This window comes from Streptomyces sp. NPDC002851 (assembly GCF_053591935.1).
In genome coordinates this window covers 1-16,580 of record NZ_JBSFUT010000019.1, presented here as the reverse complement: position 1 = coordinate 16,580, position 16,580 = coordinate 1, and the positions used below count along the sequence as shown (strand labels likewise).

The 16,580-nt window shown below is 71.6% G+C and carries 8 protein-coding genes; 7 read left to right on the top strand and 1 reads right to left on the bottom strand.

The genetic code is table 11. From position 1 onward, the window contains the following. Window position 1: 1 nt before the first annotated feature. Complete coding sequence (locus ACWD10_RS20905) at window positions 2-1,759, bottom strand: VanW family protein (RefSeq protein ID WP_451093057.1); 1,758 nt, start codon at window positions 1,757-1,759, stop codon at window positions 2-4. A 361-nt stretch (window positions 1,760-2,120) separates the two neighbouring features. Here ACWD10_RS20905 and ACWD10_RS20900 point away from each other — a divergent pair, with 361 nt between their 5' ends. From ACWD10_RS20900 to ACWD10_RS20870, 7 genes are all read left to right on the top strand, one after another. Then, window positions 2,121-5,336: an NACHT domain-containing protein gene (locus tag ACWD10_RS20900; protein ID WP_451093055.1), complete on the top strand. Its 3,216-nt coding sequence runs from the start codon at window positions 2,121-2,123 to the stop codon at window positions 5,334-5,336. A 371-nt stretch (window positions 5,337-5,707) separates the two neighbouring features. Further along, on the top strand, window positions 5,708-7,921 hold the full coding sequence (locus ACWD10_RS20895; protein ID WP_451093053.1) for an ATP-binding protein: 2,214 nt from the start codon (window positions 5,708-5,710) through the stop codon (window positions 7,919-7,921). A 6-nt stretch (window positions 7,922-7,927) separates the two neighbouring features. Further along, entirely contained in the window at window positions 7,928-9,529 is a 1,602-nt protein-coding gene (locus ACWD10_RS20890; RefSeq protein WP_451093051.1) for an ABC transporter substrate-binding protein, read from the top strand. Then, a complete protein-coding gene (locus tag ACWD10_RS20885) occupies window positions 9,520-11,091 on the top strand; it encodes a sugar ABC transporter ATP-binding protein (protein ID WP_451093049.1) in 1,572 nt (523 codons plus the stop codon). The genes ACWD10_RS20890 and ACWD10_RS20885 overlap by 10 nt, the downstream gene beginning before the upstream one ends. A 169-nt stretch (window positions 11,092-11,260) precedes the next feature. Beyond that, window positions 11,261-13,192, top strand: coding sequence for an ABC transporter permease/substrate-binding protein (locus tag ACWD10_RS20880; RefSeq protein WP_451093274.1), 1,932 nt, complete (start codon window positions 11,261-11,263; stop codon window positions 13,190-13,192). A gap of 144 nt (window positions 13,193-13,336) precedes the next feature. Continuing rightward, window positions 13,337-14,266: a ribokinase gene (locus ACWD10_RS20875; RefSeq protein WP_451093047.1), complete on the top strand. Its 930-nt coding sequence runs from the start codon at window positions 13,337-13,339 to the stop codon at window positions 14,264-14,266. A 105-nt stretch (window positions 14,267-14,371) separates the two neighbouring features. Beyond that, window positions 14,372-16,378, top strand: a complete 2,007-nt coding sequence (locus ACWD10_RS20870) for a galactose oxidase-like domain-containing protein (RefSeq protein WP_451093045.1) — start codon at window positions 14,372-14,374, stop codon at window positions 16,376-16,378. Window positions 16,379-16,580: the final 202 nt, after the last annotated feature.

Below are 16,580 nucleotides of genomic sequence, written 5' to 3'. Positions count from 1 at the left end.
GTCAGTCCTTCTCGCAGATGACCTCGTCCCGCGGCGTGTAATGCGTACGGAACGGTTCCCGCTTCACTTCCTCGCCGTCCTGCTTGAAGATGCGCTCCACCGTGATGTCGAAGCCCTCCATCGGGGTCTGCGGCTCGCAGGTCTTGCTGGAGCTCTTCTTCTTCGCGGGTTCCTTCACGTTCTCGCGCGGGCCCTTGGTCGCCACGATCTCGTCGTACTTCTTCGTGCCGAAGAAGGTGACGGTGATCGACGAGTCGGTGGCCTGGGCCTGGATGTAGATCGCGTTCCCGGAGTCGTTGTTGAAGCGCAGGTCGAGGCTGCCCCAGGCGACCGTGGCCTCCCGCCCCTCCGGATAGCGCTCGATGTAGAACGAGTGGGCGCCGTACTCGACCGGCTTCACTCCGGCGAAGAACATCGCGTTGAACATGGTGGTGGCCACGGCCGAGACGCCGCCGCCTTGCGACTTGAAGTACCGGTCGTTGAGGATCATCGTGCCCTCCACGAAGCCGTTGGCCTTGGTGCGCTCGCCCACGGTGTCGTTGAAGCTCCAGGTCTTGCCGGGCATGACGACGGAACCGTTGATCAGCTCGGCGGCGCGGCCGATGTTCGTGGTGCGGTACGGGGCGGGCTCGAAGTTGACCGTGAAGGTCGACATCTGCTCCTTGAGGCCGAGCTGCCCGACGCTCTCCCGGGTCATCTCGGGCTGCTCGACCTGGGCGGCCACCTCGCCGGTGCGGGCGGCCGCGCCGGTCTTGGTGAGCAGCGGCAGCACGGCCTTGCGCAGCGCCTTGTCGCTGACCGTGAGGCCGGGCTTGCCCTCGGTGAGGGCGACCACCTTGCCGCCCTCGACGCCCAGCTTGGCCTCCTCGGGCTCTCCGGTGAGCTCACCGAGCGGCCCGGCCACCTCGGGGTCGGCGCGCAGGCCCTCGACGTCGAGGCGCGGGGTCAGGCGGACCTTGTCACCGTCGTCGCCGGCGTTGCTTTCGGTCTGTGGCTTCATCGTGAGGTGGCGGCCGAGGGCGGCCTGGCCGACGGTGAGCTGCTTGTCCCCGATCTTCAGCGTGATGGGGCCGGACATCGCGGGCCGGGCGAATTCGCGTACCGCCCGCTCGGTCTCCTCGCGGGAGACCTTCGGCTCGGTCGTGTGGGTGGGCAGCGTCACCGCCTTCGCGGTCTTCTGCTGCGGGGCAGCCACCGCCCGCTTCTCGTACGCCGTACGCAGCGGGTCGACCGCGGCGGCCACGTCCAGGGCGTGGCCGGTGCGCGCGGTCACCTGCTTGTACGTGCCGCCGGAGAAGGTGACGGAGCCGTCACGGACCTTCTGCTCGTTCTCGGCGGCCAGCTTCTTCAGGGCCGAGCGGGCCTTGTCCTCGTCGGTACGGATCACGGGGTCGACGGGGCCACCGGAGCGGAAGAGCCCGCCGATCACGGTGACCGGGTCGGCGCCGCTGTGGGCCGCCTCGTCGAGGGTGGCCGGGATGTCGACGGAGAGGCCCGCGCGGTCCGGGTCGACCTGGGCGGTGCGCTCGCCGATCTTGACCGGCAGCGGCCGGTTCGCTGAGGGCAGCAGCTCCTTCTCCAGGCGGGCGGTCGCCTCGGCGCGGCTCAGGCCGCCTATGTCGACGCCGCTGACCGTCGTGCCGGAGTCGATTCCGTCCCCGGTGACGAGGAGCCCCGCAAGGTAGAGACCACCGGCCCCGACAGCCAGCGCGCCCCCGGTGAGGGCGACGGGCGGAACGGTGGGTATTCGGCGGCGCATGAGGCTCCCTGGGACGGCTGCGGGGGCGGAGGGCGTACGTCAAAGGTGCGGAGGTTCGGGCAACCTTGCAAGTGACTCATAGTCGGGCATAAACGGAAATGGCAGATCTCACACCGCTGGGTTCGCGCGTGCGTCTTTTCCGGTGTCGCACCGACGACGGCCCCAGCCATCCATTGAGTGACCACGGCGGCGAGCAACCAGGTCCGCGAGAGCGGCACCGGTTTAGGCGCAAGAAGGGGGCCGACGGCACGGATCGTGATCCGTAAAGCACACTCCCCGCGCATCCATACGCCCTGACGCCCTGCCGCCCCCGCCCGATACTCTTGCCCCGACGCGGGGGACTCACGAGGGGGAGGGTGCTGTGGACGGCGGTGCCGTTGGGCTGCGGATCGCTTCGGCGGTGGTCGCGCCCCTGCTCAAGCGGTTAGTTCTGCCGCCCGCCAAGGCCCCGGAGGCGGAGTACGGCGACCGGCCCGTGCCCATCCGCAGACTCCTGTCGTTCGCCACCGAGCACCGCGTACTCACCGAGGACGACCTGCACAAACTCGCCCGCGAGCTGGTCCGCCGGGCCATCCGCGCCGCCGGTCCGCACGACCCTCCCGTGGCCCCCGACGAGCACGACGCCGTCGGGCAGGCCCTGACCCGCACCCTGCACGCACTCGGCGACCTCGACATGAACGACGTGCAGGCGCTCGCGCTCGGCCCGGAGCGGCTGGCGGCCGAGCTCTCGCGGCGGGCGGGCCCGAGCACCCGGCGGCTGCTCAGCGATGACGCCGCCCGCTTCCACGACCGGCTCCTGGAGACCGCCTGCGTCCATCTCGTCCGGTTCTTCAGCCAGCGGCCCGGCTTCGCGGCCCGCGCCCAGATCGAGCAGAGCCGGGAGCTGCGCGCGCAGAGCGAGAAGCTGGCGCTGATCCTGGAGCGGCTTCCCGATGTGTCCCGGCAGGACGCCGCGTTCGAGGAGGAGTACGCCCGGTACGTCGTCGAGTACCACGGGCGGCTCACCATCTACGGCGTCGACCTGCGGGAACCCGGCGGCCAGGACTGGCCGTTGGAGACCGCCTACCTGAGCCTTCAGGCCACCCCGTACCGCGGCGGCGACACCGCCCTGGAGCCGAACGGCGCGTCGGGCGGCGACCGCGACCCGGAGGCCGACCGCGCCGGCGGCCCCGCCGAAGCGGTGCTCGGCAACCACGAGCGGGTGGTCCTTCGCGGCGTCGCGGGCACCGGCAAGACCACCCTCGTGCAGTGGCTGGCCCTCACCACCGCACAGCAGGAGCGCGCGCCCGGCGGCCTTCCGCAGTTGTTCGGGCGGGTGCCGTTCGTGCTTCCGCTGCGCACCCTCGCGCGCAAGGACAGCGAACTGCCCATGCCCGAGGACTTCTTGCGCTGGATCGGCTGTCCGCTGGTCGGCACCCAGCCGGACGGCTGGGCGGCCCGGGTGCTTCGGCACGGCCGGGGTGTGCTGCTTATCGACGGCGCCGACGAGATCCCGCGCGAGGACCGCGCCCGGGTACGGGCCTGGCTGCGCAAGCTGCTCGCGGTCTTCCCCGGCAACCTGTGGCTGCTGACCTCGCGGCCCTCGGCCGTGGAGCGCGGCTATCTGGCCCGCGAGGGCTTCCAGGAGTTCACGCTCTCGCCGATGCGGCCCGCCGACATGAAGCGCTTCGTGCGCCGCTGGCACCGGGCCGCCGGGGCCTCCGAGACGCTCGGCGAGTCCCTCACCCTGTCACTGCGCGGCAGCCCCGAGTTGAGCCGACTGGCCACCAACCCGCTGATGTGCGGGCTGATTTGCGCCCTGCACCGGGAGCGGCGCGGCTTTCTGCCGCAGGGCCGGGCCTCGCTGTACGAGGCGGCGCTCTCCATGCTGCTCGAACGCCGCGACCTGGAGCGCGAGGTGTACGGGCGCAGCCGGAAGCCCGAGCTGGACCAGAAGTCCGCGACGGAGCCGCTGCAACGCCTGGCGTACTGGCTGATCCGGAACGAGCGGACCCGGCTCGACTGGGACGACGCCGTCAACGTGATCCGCCTTTTGCAGCCCTCGGTGCCCCGGCTCGCGGACATCGGCGCGCCCGAGGACGCGCTGCACCTGCTGCTCGATCGCTCCGGGATCCTGCGGGAACCGGCCACCGGGGCGGTCGATTTCATCCACCGTACGTTTCAGGACTTCCTTGGTGCCAAGGCCGTGCTTGAGGAGCGGGACATGGGCATGCTGGTGAATAACGCGCATTTGGACCAGTGGGAGGACGTGGTGCAGATGGCCGTGGCCCAGGCCCGCCACCAGGAGCGCGCCGACCTCCTCACCCGGCTCCGGGAGCGCGGCGACCGCGAGAAGGACGCCGCGGTCCGCTCCCGCCTCCGCCTCCTCGCCCTGGCCTCCCTGGAACAGGCGACGCGTCTGGAGCCGGAGGTGCGCCAGACCATCGAGGACCGCGCCGCCCGCATGGTGCCGCCGCGCAGTCTCCGCGAGGCCCGCCAACTCGCCCGCACCGGGCCCCTGTTGTTGGGCCTGCTCCCCCCGGCGCAGGAGCTCGCCGGGGACGAGGAACTGGCCACCGTGCACGCCATCTGCCAGATCGGCGGGGACGCCGCGATCCCCCGCCTGCGCGAGTTCCTGACCACCCGGCAGCCCGCCGTACGCGCCCAACTCCTGGGCCACTGGGACCGGTTCGACACCGATGTGTACGGCGAGGAAATCATCCGGCCACTCCTGGAGGCCGGGCCCGACGAGCTCGTCACGGTCCGCTCCGCGGCCGAGCTCGACGCCCTGCGCACGATGTCCGGCTACCGTCGCGTGGCGCTGCACGGCGACTTCACGCCGGACCAGATCGGCTCCCTGGACCCGCGGGAGCTGCGCGAACTGCGCCTGGCGGGCGCCCTTCAGCCGGAGGACCTGCGGCTCCTCGACGCCTACCCGGGCCTGGAGGTCATCGCCCTCCAGGGCTGCCGGAACCTGCGCGACCCGGCGCCGCTGACCCGGCTGCCCGAGCTGCGGCGGCTCGCGCTGCGGGACCTGCCCCAGTTCGAACCGCTGCTCGCGCTCGCCGACTGCCGACGGCTCGACGCGCTGCTCGTCGGCGCCGATGTGCCCTGGCGCGGCCTGTCCGACCTGCCGCGCGCCGCCGAGCTGAAGCTGCTCGCGCTGCCGCCCGCGGCCACCCGGCTCAGCGACATCACGGCCTGTTCCGGCCTGGAGGAGCTGCGCCTCCAGGACGCCAGCGAGCGGCTCGTGCCCGACGAATGGGGCTCCCTCGTGGGGGCGTTGCCGAATCTGCGGCGGCTCGGCCTGTCGCCGCAGCAGCTCACCATGCTCCTGTTCGCGCCGCGCACCCAGATACCGCAGGTGACCCGGCTCGACGTACCCGCGCGGCCCGGCACACCGGTACCGCTGCGGCGGATCGCCCTGCGGCTTCCGGGACTTGAGGAGATCCACCTCTCCCAGGTCGCCGACCTCGACCTCGCCTCGCTCGCGGGCCTGCGCCGCCTTCGCCGGGTGCGGCTCGCGTATCCCGGGGAGGTACGGGGCGCGGAGTCGCTGCCCGAGAGCGTGGCCCTCGACATCTACCCCCAACCGTGAACGACCGCCCGCCGAGCACCCCCGAACCGTGAACCACCGGTCCGCCGTGCCTTCCTGACGCACTGTCCGTGCGACGCCCGCTGCCCCCGCTGCCCCGTCCGTGCGACCCCCGTTGCCCCCGATACGCCCCCTCTGCGCCTGCCTCGCGCCCGGTCCCGACCGCCCACTACCGCAGGTCACAACCGTATGACGTAGTTCTCCCTGTGTCTGGCGAGCGGCGGGCCGTGGAGGTAAGTTCTCGTGCTCCAGGAGTAGTTGGCAGGTACGGACGTCAGCGGCTGATGTACCGGGGGAACGGGGCCGCCCGTCTCCGAGTCGCGGCCGTCGACAGTCATCGACGAACTCGGACGACGGAGGCGGGACTCAGCCAGATGCGCATAACGGAAGGGCCACCGCTGTATGGCCGGGACCCGCTGCTGCGCTCACTGCTCCCCCGGCTGACCGGCCTCGCCTTCGACGAGCGGGCCCGGGCCTCCCGGGAACTCCACGGTGATCTGCCGGTGGTCCTCGTGACGGGACGGCACGGCATGGGCCGCAGCGCCGTCCTGAAGTCCCTCGCCGAGCACTACGCGGAGCGGCTGCCCCTCGCGTACGTACGGGTCGTGCCGCCCGACCCCGACCTGCCGCCACCGCCGCCGTCGGCAGCGGAGGGGACCACCGGGGTGCCGCCGGACGCGCCTTCCAGGGTGTCGTCCGAGCCCGCCGTCGCCTCGTCCTTCGTCGAGCTGCTCACCGAGCTGGTCTGCGGGCTCGGGCCCGAGCTGCGCAGGCACTTCCCGGTGCTCGTGCCGGGCCTGTTCGCGGTCTCCGCCTGGGAGTACGACGACGCCGAGCAGCGGGACGCGGCGTGTCTGCGGTACGCCCGGCTCCAGCTCGCCTGCCGGCTCGGCGCGGGCAGCGAGGCGCGGGCGCGGCAGTCCTGGGCCACCGCGGTCGACCAGCGGCTCGCGCGTGTGGGCGCCGCGCGCGACCAGGCCGCCGTGACGGCCGCCGTCGTGGCCGAGTACACCGAGCGGCACCGGCCCGACGCGGCCCTGGCCTGGTACCGGGAGCGTTTCCCCGAGCAGGGCGCCGAGGGCGACGAGGGGGCGCCCGGCGACCCCCTTGAACTGCTCGGCGAGTGGTTCCACCAGGGCGGCGACTACCGGCACGCCGCCGAGCAGACCCTGATGGCCGCGTTCCTGCACGATGTGGCGGACTCGTACGGGTGGCTACAGCGCTGGAACCGCGAGCCCCGGCCCCTGGTGCTGCTCGACGACGCGCACCGCGCGGCCGGGCGCACCTTCCTCGACCTGCTGCTCGAACACCGCGCGCAGCCCGACCGTACCGACCGCGAAGAGCTCGTCGTGGTCGCCACCCGGCTCGGTGACGTGCCGGACGACGCGCCTGCCGCGGTCCGCCGCGCCCTGCCCGACCTGATGAAGTCCATCGGCTGGAAGCGCTCGGGCCTGGAACCGTCGGCCGGTCTGCTCGCCGTCGCGCTGACCCCGCTGAGCCGGGACGACATTCTCATGCTCCTGGTGCCCCGGCGCCGCTCCCGGCCGCTGCACCCCTATCTGGCGTCCGCCGTGCACTCGTTGACCGGCGGGCACCCGGCGGCGACCACCGCGCTGTGCTCGGCCGCGCTGCGGGCGACGGAGAAGGGCGCGACCGTGGTCCCCGGTGACCTGCTGCGCCTGGACGCCGAGGACGGCCGCCCGGTGACCGAGACGCTGCTGCGGCGCCTCCTCCCGGACCGGCGGCAGCGGGGGCGGCTCACCGTGCTCTCGCTGGCCCGCGACGGCACGGCCGCGGAGGCGCTCGCCGCCCATCTGCGCCTTGAGGGCCCCGATCAGCTGGCCGCCAATTCGGCCGCCGACTACCTGGAGGAGCAGCAGTGGCAGCGGGTCACGGACCCCGACGCGCCGCTGGTCTGCGACCCGCTCCTTCAGACGCTGCTCGTGCACGAGGCCCGCCGCACATCTGGTGCACGGGGAATGCCCGACGACGAGCACAGCTGGCAGGGCATCCACCGGTTCCTGCGCGCCCACCACGCCCAGCGCGGCGAGGACGGCGAGCCGGACGCGCTGCGGCACACCCTGGCGGCCGGGAATGCCGAACTGGTGGTCGCCGCGCTCGCCGAGGAGTTCCAGTCCGAGCAGGACGAGCAGGCGGCCGCGCACTGGCTTACCTGTCTCTGGTACGCCGCCACGGCCCCGACCCCGCCGACGGCACCCGCCGGTGACTGGACCGACGAACGCGTACCGATAGCGCTCGGCGCGCACGACGGCCGGTACGCCGATCCGCACGAGATCGAGCGGTGCGTGAACCGTCTCCTGCACGCCCTGTGGCAGGTCTCCGAGCCGCACACCGACCCGGACCGGGATCTGTGCAAGGCGGTCGGGGAAGAGCTGGGCTATCTCTCGCCGCGCCATCCGACCTGGCATGCGGTGCTCGGTCAGGCCGCCCGCACCTGGCCGGTGGCCGCGCGCAAGAAGAAGCCCTTCCCCGTGCCCGGCGTGCCTGGCGTGCCTGGCGTGCCTGGCGTGCCTGGCTTTCCTGGCTCCCCCGGCGCCTCCGGTGTTCCCGGCGTCTTAGGTCAGTGAGGATCCATGCTGCTGCGTCTGCGTCTGTTCCGTCGTCATCCCCGCGAGTGGGGTCCCGTCGAGTGGCTGGCCGGCGGGGCCCTGGTGCTGCTCGTCGCCGGAGTGCTCGTGCTCGTCGTCAACTTGTGGCAGGGGCCCGGGCGTTGCGGCCACGACCTGGAGGACATCGACGGCGACTGTGTGGGCGTCACCGCGGGCGCCTTCGAGGCCGACCCCGCGGTGGCGAGCCTGATCGACGCGATCGCGGCCGAGAACGCCAAGGTGCAGCGCGCCTGGGAGGACCCGGCGGGCAACGCGCCGCGGATCCCGTACGTCCGTATCGCCCTGATGATGCCGTTCACGGCGGACGACCACAGCGCGATGACCACCGACATGATCCGCCGCGCGCTCGCCGGTTCCCTCGCCGCGCAGCAGCAGGCCAACCGTTCCGGCGGCCCGCACTACCAGCTCCTGCTCGCGCCGGACGGGCGGAACCTGCGCCAGTGGCCCACCGTGGTGAAGCGGCTCGCCGAGCTGTCCGCGGACGACGGCACGCCGCTGGTCGGCGTCACCGGCACACCCAGCAGCACCAAGGAGACCCGTAAGGCGATCGACGAGCTCAGCAAGCACAACATCCCCACCATCGGCCCGGTGATCACCGCCTCCGATATGAACTCCCGCTATTTCTTCAAGACGTCGCCGAACAACGATGAGCTGACCCAGGCCCTCAAGCTCTACCTCGACCAGAACCCGGGACGCGGCAAGGGCTTCCTGGTCTGGGACAACCGCACCGAGGACGTGTACTCGCAGAATCTGCGCGCGGAGTTCGAGGAGCAGTTCGGCGAGAAGTACCGGCTCGACGAGCACCACTCGAACTTCACCGGCACCTCCGGCACCGACCGGGGCATCCCGCAGCGCTTCACCGATGCCGTCACGAAGATCTGCAACGAGAAGTCCGACACCGTCCTGTTCGCGGGCCGCGACCAGGACCTGCCCGCGTTCATCGAGCGCCTGGCCCAGGAGGGCGACTGCGGCCGCCCCGGCAAGCTGCGCATCCTCAAGGTCGGCATCGGCCTGGAGCCCACGCTCACCGCCCCGGCGCCCACCGGCTGGCTGGCCGAGGCGAACGCCGTGATCGTCGACGCGTCGTCCGTGGACCCGGCCTGGTGGCACGGCGAGCACGACCCGCCCGCGGCGCTCGGCCGGTTCCTGAGCCGCTTCGAGAAGCTCCGCAAGGAACACGACCTCGGGCCCAAGCCGCTCGACGACGGCTACGCGGTGATGTACCACGACGCGTTCGTGCTCCTCGCCGACGCCGTGGACCGCACCTTCGCCGAGGTCAACGAGGGCGGCGAGGAGACCCCGGAGGCGGCCCGGCTGCCCACCAAGGACGACGTGTACAACACCCTGATCCAGCCGACCGTGAGCAGCGGCGACTGCACCAACTGCCTGCGCGGCGCGGCCGGTACGTACGGTTTCGAGGGCCCGGGCGCGCACGACCAGTGGGCGGTGTGCAAGCCGGTGCCACTTGTCGAGTACCCCGCGTACCCACGGTCCGACGCGGCGCGCCGCGAGCCGCTGCCGCTGTACCGCACATTCAGCGGCGCCTCCGGCAAGGGGTGCCCCTAGCTGAGGAGCAACCTGTGCGCTATTCCGACGCGTTGCTGCGTATCGAAGGGATACGCAAGTCCTTCCCCGGCGTGGTCGCGCTCGACGAGGTCGACTTCGCGCTGCGCCCCGGCGAGGTGCACGCCCTGCTCGGCGAGAACGGCGCGGGCAAGAGCACCCTCGTCAAGCTGCTCTGCGGCACGCACCGCCCGGACCGCGGCCGGATCCTGATCGACGGTCAGGAGGTACGGGTGCACGGCGCGCAGGACGCCGAGCGGCTCGGGATCGCCACCATCCACCAGGAGTTCAACCTGGTGCCCGATCTGACGGTGGCCGAGAACATCTTCCTGGGCCGCCAGCCGCGCCGCTTCGGCCTGGTCGACCGCGGGCGCATGGAGCGCGAGGCCGCCGCACTCCTGGAACGCGTCGGGATCGACCTTCCAGCGCGCGCCCGGGTGCGCGAACTGGGCGTCGCACGGCGGCAGATGGTCGAGATCGCCAAGGCGCTGAGTCTACGGGCCCGGGTCCTGGTCATGGACGAGCCGACCGCCGTACTCACCTCCGAGGAGGTGGACCGGCTCTTCCGGATCGTGCGCACGCTGCGCGCGGACGGCGTCGCCGTCGTCTTCATCACCCACCACCTGGAGGAGATCGCGGCGCTCGCCGACCGGGTCACGGTGCTGCGCGACGGCCGCAGCGTCGGCGAGGTGCCCGCGTCGACGCCCCGGGACGAGCTCGTACGGCTGATGGTGGGCCGGAGCATCGAGCAGCAGTATCCGCGGGAGCGGCCCGATGCCTCTGCCGTGGACCCCCAACTGGCCGACGGGGACGAGCTGTTGCTGTCCGTGCGCGGGCTCACCCGGGCCGGGGTCTTCCACGACGTCAGCTTCGAGGTGCGGGCCGGGGAGGTGGTCGGCCTCGCCGGGCTCGTCGGCGCCGGGCGTACCGAGGTGGCCCGTGCCGTGTTCGGCGCCGATCCGTACGACGCGGGCCGGGTCGAGGTGCGCGGTGCGCCGCTGCCCCGGCACGACGTGACCGCCGCGCTCGCCGCCGGGCTCGGCCTCGTACCGGAGGACCGGGCGGGCCAGGGGCTGCTTCCGGATGCCTCGGTGCAGGAGAACCTGGGCCTGGTGACGCTGCGTTCGGCGACCCGGGCCGGGTTCGTGGACCGCGGCGGGCAGCGTGCGGCCGCCGCCGAGGTGGCCGAGCGTCTGGGCGTACGGATGGCCGGGCTCGGGCAGCGGGTGCGCACCCTGTCCGGCGGCAACCAGCAGAAGGTCGTCATCGGCAAGTGGCTGCTCGCCGACACGCGGGTGCTGATCCTCGACGAGCCGACCCGGGGCATCGACGTCGGCGCGAAGGTCGAGATCTACCGGATCGTCAACCGGCTCACCGCCGCCGGGCACGCGGTCCTGATGATCTCCAGCGATCTGCCCGAGGTGCTCGGCATGAGCGACCGGGTCCTGGTGATGGCGCAGGGCCGGATCGTCGGCGAGCTCACGGCCGACGAGGCCGACCAGGACTCCGTGATGGCGCTCGCCGTGGGCGCCCGACAGAAGGTGGAGGACACCCGTGGCGAGTGAGGCGCGCAAGAGCGAGCCGGCCGAGGCCCCCGGCTCGGGCGGCCCGGACGGCTCCGGCAGCTCCGGCGGCTCCGGCGGCTCCGGCGGCTCCGGCGGCTCCGGCGGCTCCGGCAAGCAGCGCACCGGGAGCGGCTTCGGCAAGCAGCGCACCGGGAGGAGCGGCTTCGGCCTGCGTGGCTTTCTGCTCGACAACGGCGCACTCAGCGCCCTCGTCGTCCTGCTCGTCGCGCTGTCGCTGCTCTCCGGTGACTTTCTGACCACCGAGAACCTCCTGAACGTCGGGGTGCAGGCCGCCGTGACGGCGATCCTCGCGTTCGGCGTCACGTTCGTCATCGTGTCCGCCGGGATCGACCTGTCGGTCGGCTCCGTCGCGGCGCTCTGCGCGACCGTGCTCGCCTGGGCGGCGACGGACGCGGGCGTGCCGGTGTGGCTCGCGGTGCTCCTGGCCATCGGCACGGGCGCGGCCTGCGGCTGGGTCAACGGCGCCCTGGTCGCGTACGGCAAACTTCCCCCGTTCATCGCGACGTTGGCGATGCTGTCGGTAGGCCGCGGCCTCGCCCTGGTGATCTCTCAGGGCAGCCCGATCGCGCTGCCGGACTCGGTGTCGGCGCTCGGGGACACGCTCGGCGGGTGGCTGCCGGTGCCGGTGCTCGTGATGGTCGCGGCGGGCCTGATCACGGCGGTGATTCTGGCGCGTACGTATCTGGGGCGGTCCATGTACGCGATCGGCGGCAACGAGGAGGCGGCCCGGCTCTCCGGCCTGCGGGTGCCGCGCCAGAAGATGGCGATCTACGCCCTGTCCGGCCTGTTCGCCGCGGTCGCGGGCATCGTCCTGGCGTCCCGGCTCGCCTCCGCGCAGCCGCAGGCCGCGCAGGGCTACGAGCTGGACGCGATCGCGGCGGTGGTGATCGGCGGCGCGAGCCTGGCGGGCGGCGTCGGCAAGGCGTCGGGGACGCTGGTGGGCGCGCTGATCCTCGCGGTGCTGCGCAACGGCCTCAACCTGCTTTCCGTGTCGGCGTTCTGGCAGCAGGTCGTGATCGGCGTGGTGATCGCGCTCGCGGTCCTTCTCGATACGGTACGGCGCCGGGCCGGGGGCGGCGCGGGCGTGCCGGGCGCCGGTGGTACGGGCGGTTCGGGCGGTTCGGCGGCCGGGAACGGCGGCTTCGGCTCGGGCCGCCGGGGCGCGCTGCGGCTCGGGCTCGCCGCGGTGCTCGTGGCGGCGGTGCTGGGCGGTCTGTCGCTGTTCAACTCCGGTACGGCCACCGCCACCACGCGGGTCGGCATGTCGCTCTCCACCCTCAACAACCCGTTCTTCGTGCAGATGAAGGCGGGCGCCCAGGCCGAGGCGGAGAAGGCCGGTATCGAGCTGACGGTCACGGACGCGCAGGACGACGCCTCCCAACAGGCCGACCAGCTCCAGAATTTCCGCGGCGAGGGCATGAGCGCGGTGATCGTCAACCCGGTGGACTCGGACGCCGTGGCCCCCGCGGTGCGGGCCGCGAACCGGGCCGGTATCCCGGTGGTCGCCGCCGACCGCACCGTCAACAAGGCGGAGACCGCCACGCTCGTCGCCTCCGACAACGTCGCGGGCGGCAGGCAGGCCGCGAAGACCCTCGCCGAGAAGCTCGGCGGCAGCGGCAAGGTGATCGTCCTTCAGGGCACCCCGGGCACCTCGGCCAGCCGCGAGCGCGGCCAGGGCTTCCGCGAGGGCCTGAAGGCGTACCCGGACATCGAGGTGGTCGCCCGGCAGCCCGCCGACTTCGACCGCGCCAAGGGCCTGGACGTGATGACCAATCTGCTCCAGTCGCACCCCGACGTCGACGGCGTCTTCACCGAGAACGACGAGATGGCGCTCGGCGCCGCCAAGGCCCTCGGCGACAAGACCGACGACATCCCGGTCATCGGCTTCGACGGCACACCGGAGGCCATCGAGGCGGTCGAAAAGGGCACCCTGTACGCCTCCGTGGCGCAGCAGCCGCGCGAACTGGGCCGGATCGCGGTGCAGAATGCGGTCAGAACGGCCCAGGGCAAGGACGTCCGTACGGCGGTGAAGGTGCCGGTGAAGGTCGTGACGGCGAAGAATGTGGCGGACTTCCGGTGACCCTATTCAGCCCGTCCGGCGTTCACCATCAGCCCCTCCGGCGTTTGAGGAGCGGGGGTCTGGGGCGGAGCCCCCAGTTTCGGGAAGGGGCGGGACAGGGGAAACAATGCGCCGCAGGCCCAACACAGCCGAAGGGAAGCAGCCATGCACGAGTACGACCTCCTGGTCGTGGGTTCGGCCAACGCCGACCTGGTGGTCGGGGTCGAGCGGCGGCCCGCGCCCGGCGAGACGGTGCTCGGTTCCGACCTGGTCGTCCATGCGGGCGGCAAGGGCGCCAATCAGGCGGTGGCCGCGGCCCGCCTGGGCGCCCGTACGGCCCTGCTCGCCCGGGTCGGCGACGACGCGCACGGGCGGCTGCTGCTCGACTCGCAGCGCGCGGCGGGCGTCGACACGGCCGGGGTCCTGGTCGGCGGGGCACCCACCGGGGTCGCTCTGATCACCGTGGACCCGTCCGGGGACAACAGCATCGTGGTGTCGCCGGGCGCCAACGCGCACCTCTCGCCCGAGGACGTACGGGCCGCCAAGGACCTGTTCGCCGCCGCGCGCGTGGTCTCCGTCCAACTGGAGATCCCGCTGGACACCGTCACCGAGGTGGTACGGACGCTGCCGCCGTCGGCGCGCTTCGTCCTGAACCCCTCGCCGCCCGCGCCGCTGCCCGCCGAAGTCCTCGCCGCCTGCGACCCGTTGGTGGTGAACGAGCACGAGGCCCGCGCCGTCCTCGACGATTACGGGCGCGAGCCGTCCGGCACGGACCCGGAGGACCAGGCACGGGCCCTGCTCACCCTCGGGCCGCGCTCCGTGGTGGTGACGCTCGGCTCCGAGGGGGCGCTGGTGGCGTACGGGGGGCAGGGGCTCGACGCGACGTGCGTACGGGTGCCGAGCCCGCGGGTCGACGCCGTCGACACCACCGGCGCGGGCGACGCCTGCACCGCCGCGCTTGCCTGGCGTCTGGGCCGGGGCGAGGACCTGCCGACGGCGGCGGCGTTCGCGGTACGCGTGGGGGCCGCGGCGGTCACGGCACGCGGGGCACAGGAGTCCTTCCCGACGCTCGCTCAGGTCGACGCCCTCGGCTGATACACACCGCGCGCCCCGGGCCCGTCATTCAACTAAGACGAGCGAACTCCGTCATACCCTCCGTTATTGGGCAAATCGCCCCACGTCCATGCACGAGGAGTGAAGATGGGATTCCGCCCGAGCCGTCGCACCATGCGCCTCTCTCTCGGCTGCGGGGTGGTGCTCGTCCTCGTCGGCACCAACGCTCCTGCTGTCTATGAATTCGCGTCGGAGCGTTACCACGCGTACGTGATCAACCAGCCGGAGTACAAGGCGGAGAACGGCCATTGGCGGATCGTCGACGTGCCGAGCCGATACCGTGTCAACACCATCCACGCGGCGCTGCTCCACACCGGAAAGGTGCTCCTGGTCGCGGGTTCCGGGAACGACGCGAAGATGTTCGACGCGAAGACCTTCCGTACGGTGTTGTGGGACCCGGTCAAGAACACCTTCAAGAACATCCCTACGCCCGCTGACTTCTTCTGTGCCGGGCACACTCAACTCCCGGACGGGAACTTGCTGGTGGCGGGTGGCACCCAACGTTACGAAACGCTCAAGGGCGATGTCCAAAAGGCCGGCGGCCTGATGATCGTCTACAACGAGAACCCGGACAAGCCCAAGACCCTGCCGGCGGGCACGCGTTTCACGGGCCAGGAGAACGGCAAGACCTTCGCGTCGCAGAGCAATGTCCTCGTGCCCCGGGCCAAGAAGAAGACCGACCCGAAGACCGGCAAGATCACGGTCACGGCGAGCAGCGCCCGGGTCTACGTCGAAGCCCTGAAGAAGGGTGAGAAGTACCAGACGGGCACCCAGGACCAGTACGTGCTTTCCGGGCTCAAGGGCGACGAGAAGAAGAACATCTACGGCATCGCGCAGAAGCTGTCCTTCGACAAGAAGGATTTCCAGGGCATCAAGGACGCCTACGAGTTCGACCCGGTGGCCGAGCGCTATGTGAAGGTCGACCCGATGAGCGAAGCCCGCTGGTATCCGACGCTGACCACCCTCGAGGACGGCAAGGTCCTTTCCGTGTCCGGGCTCGACGAGATCGGACAGGTGGTCCCGGGCAAGAACGAGATCTACAACCCGAAGACCAAGAAGTGGTCGTACCTTCCCAAGTCCCGGTTCTTTCCCACCTACCCGGCGCTGTTCCTGACGGCGGACGGCCGGATCTTCTACACCGGCTCCAACGCCGGTTACGGCCCTGATGACATCGGCCGCGAGCCGGGCCTGTGGGACCTGGACACCAACAAGTTCACGAAGGTGCCCGGAATGAAGGACCCGGGGATTCTGGAGACGTCCATGTCGGTCCTTCTGCCGCCCGCCCAGGACCAGAAGTTCCTCGTTCTGGGCGGCGGCGGGGTCGGTGAGTCGCCCGAGTCCACGGCCCGTACGGCGCTGACCGACCTGAAGGCCGACAAGCCGCGCTTCACCGATGGTCCGAAGCTGTACGCCAAGGCGCGCTATCCGACCAGCGTGATCCTGCCCGACGACACCGTGCTCACCACCAACGGCTCGGGCGACTACCGCGGCAAGGGCGACAGCAACATCCTCAAGGCCGCGATCTACCACCCGAAGAGCGACAAGTTCACCTCCGTCGCCGATCCGCTGGTGGGCCGCAACTACCACTCCGGCGGGCTGCTCCTTCCCGACGGGCGGGTGATGACCTTCGGCTCCGACTCGCTCTTCGCCGACAAGGCGGGCACCAAGCTCGCCACCTTCGAGCAGCGCATCGAGCTGTACACGCCGCCGTATCTGCATCAGGGCGGTGAGCGCCCGGAGCTGCGCGACCCCGATGGCGGCCGCAGAACCGTGAAGTTGGGCGCGAAGGCCACGTACCGGAGCAAGCACGCCGCGTCGATCAAGAAGATGCGGCTCCTTCGGCCCGGCGCCTTCACCCATGTCACCAATGTCGAACAGCGTTCCCTCGCCCTCGACTTCGAGAAGACCGAGGACGGCGTCACGGTCACGCTGCCCGAGAACCCGGCGCTGGTGCCGCCGGGCTGGTACATGCTGATGGCGGTCGATGACCGCGGGGTGCCGTCCGAGGCGGTGTGGCTCAACGTCCCGGTCACCAAGGACGCGCCCACGCACAAGACGGTCCAGGAGGACCCCCCTGCGGCCGACGTCCAGTAAGGAACGGCCGTTCGGGGCCTAGGGCGTGTCCGATGGGTCCTGCCTGGGTCGCGGCGCTGGCCCGCACGCCCCCACTCTCGGCTTCGCTCGAGCGGGAGGTGCCCCCGGGCGTTGTCGTCGGTCGCCGACGCGCCGCGTCGACTCCCTCCTCCGCCTTGCAGCTGCTGCTCGCCATCCGAAGGATGAATCAAAGAGGCGAGGC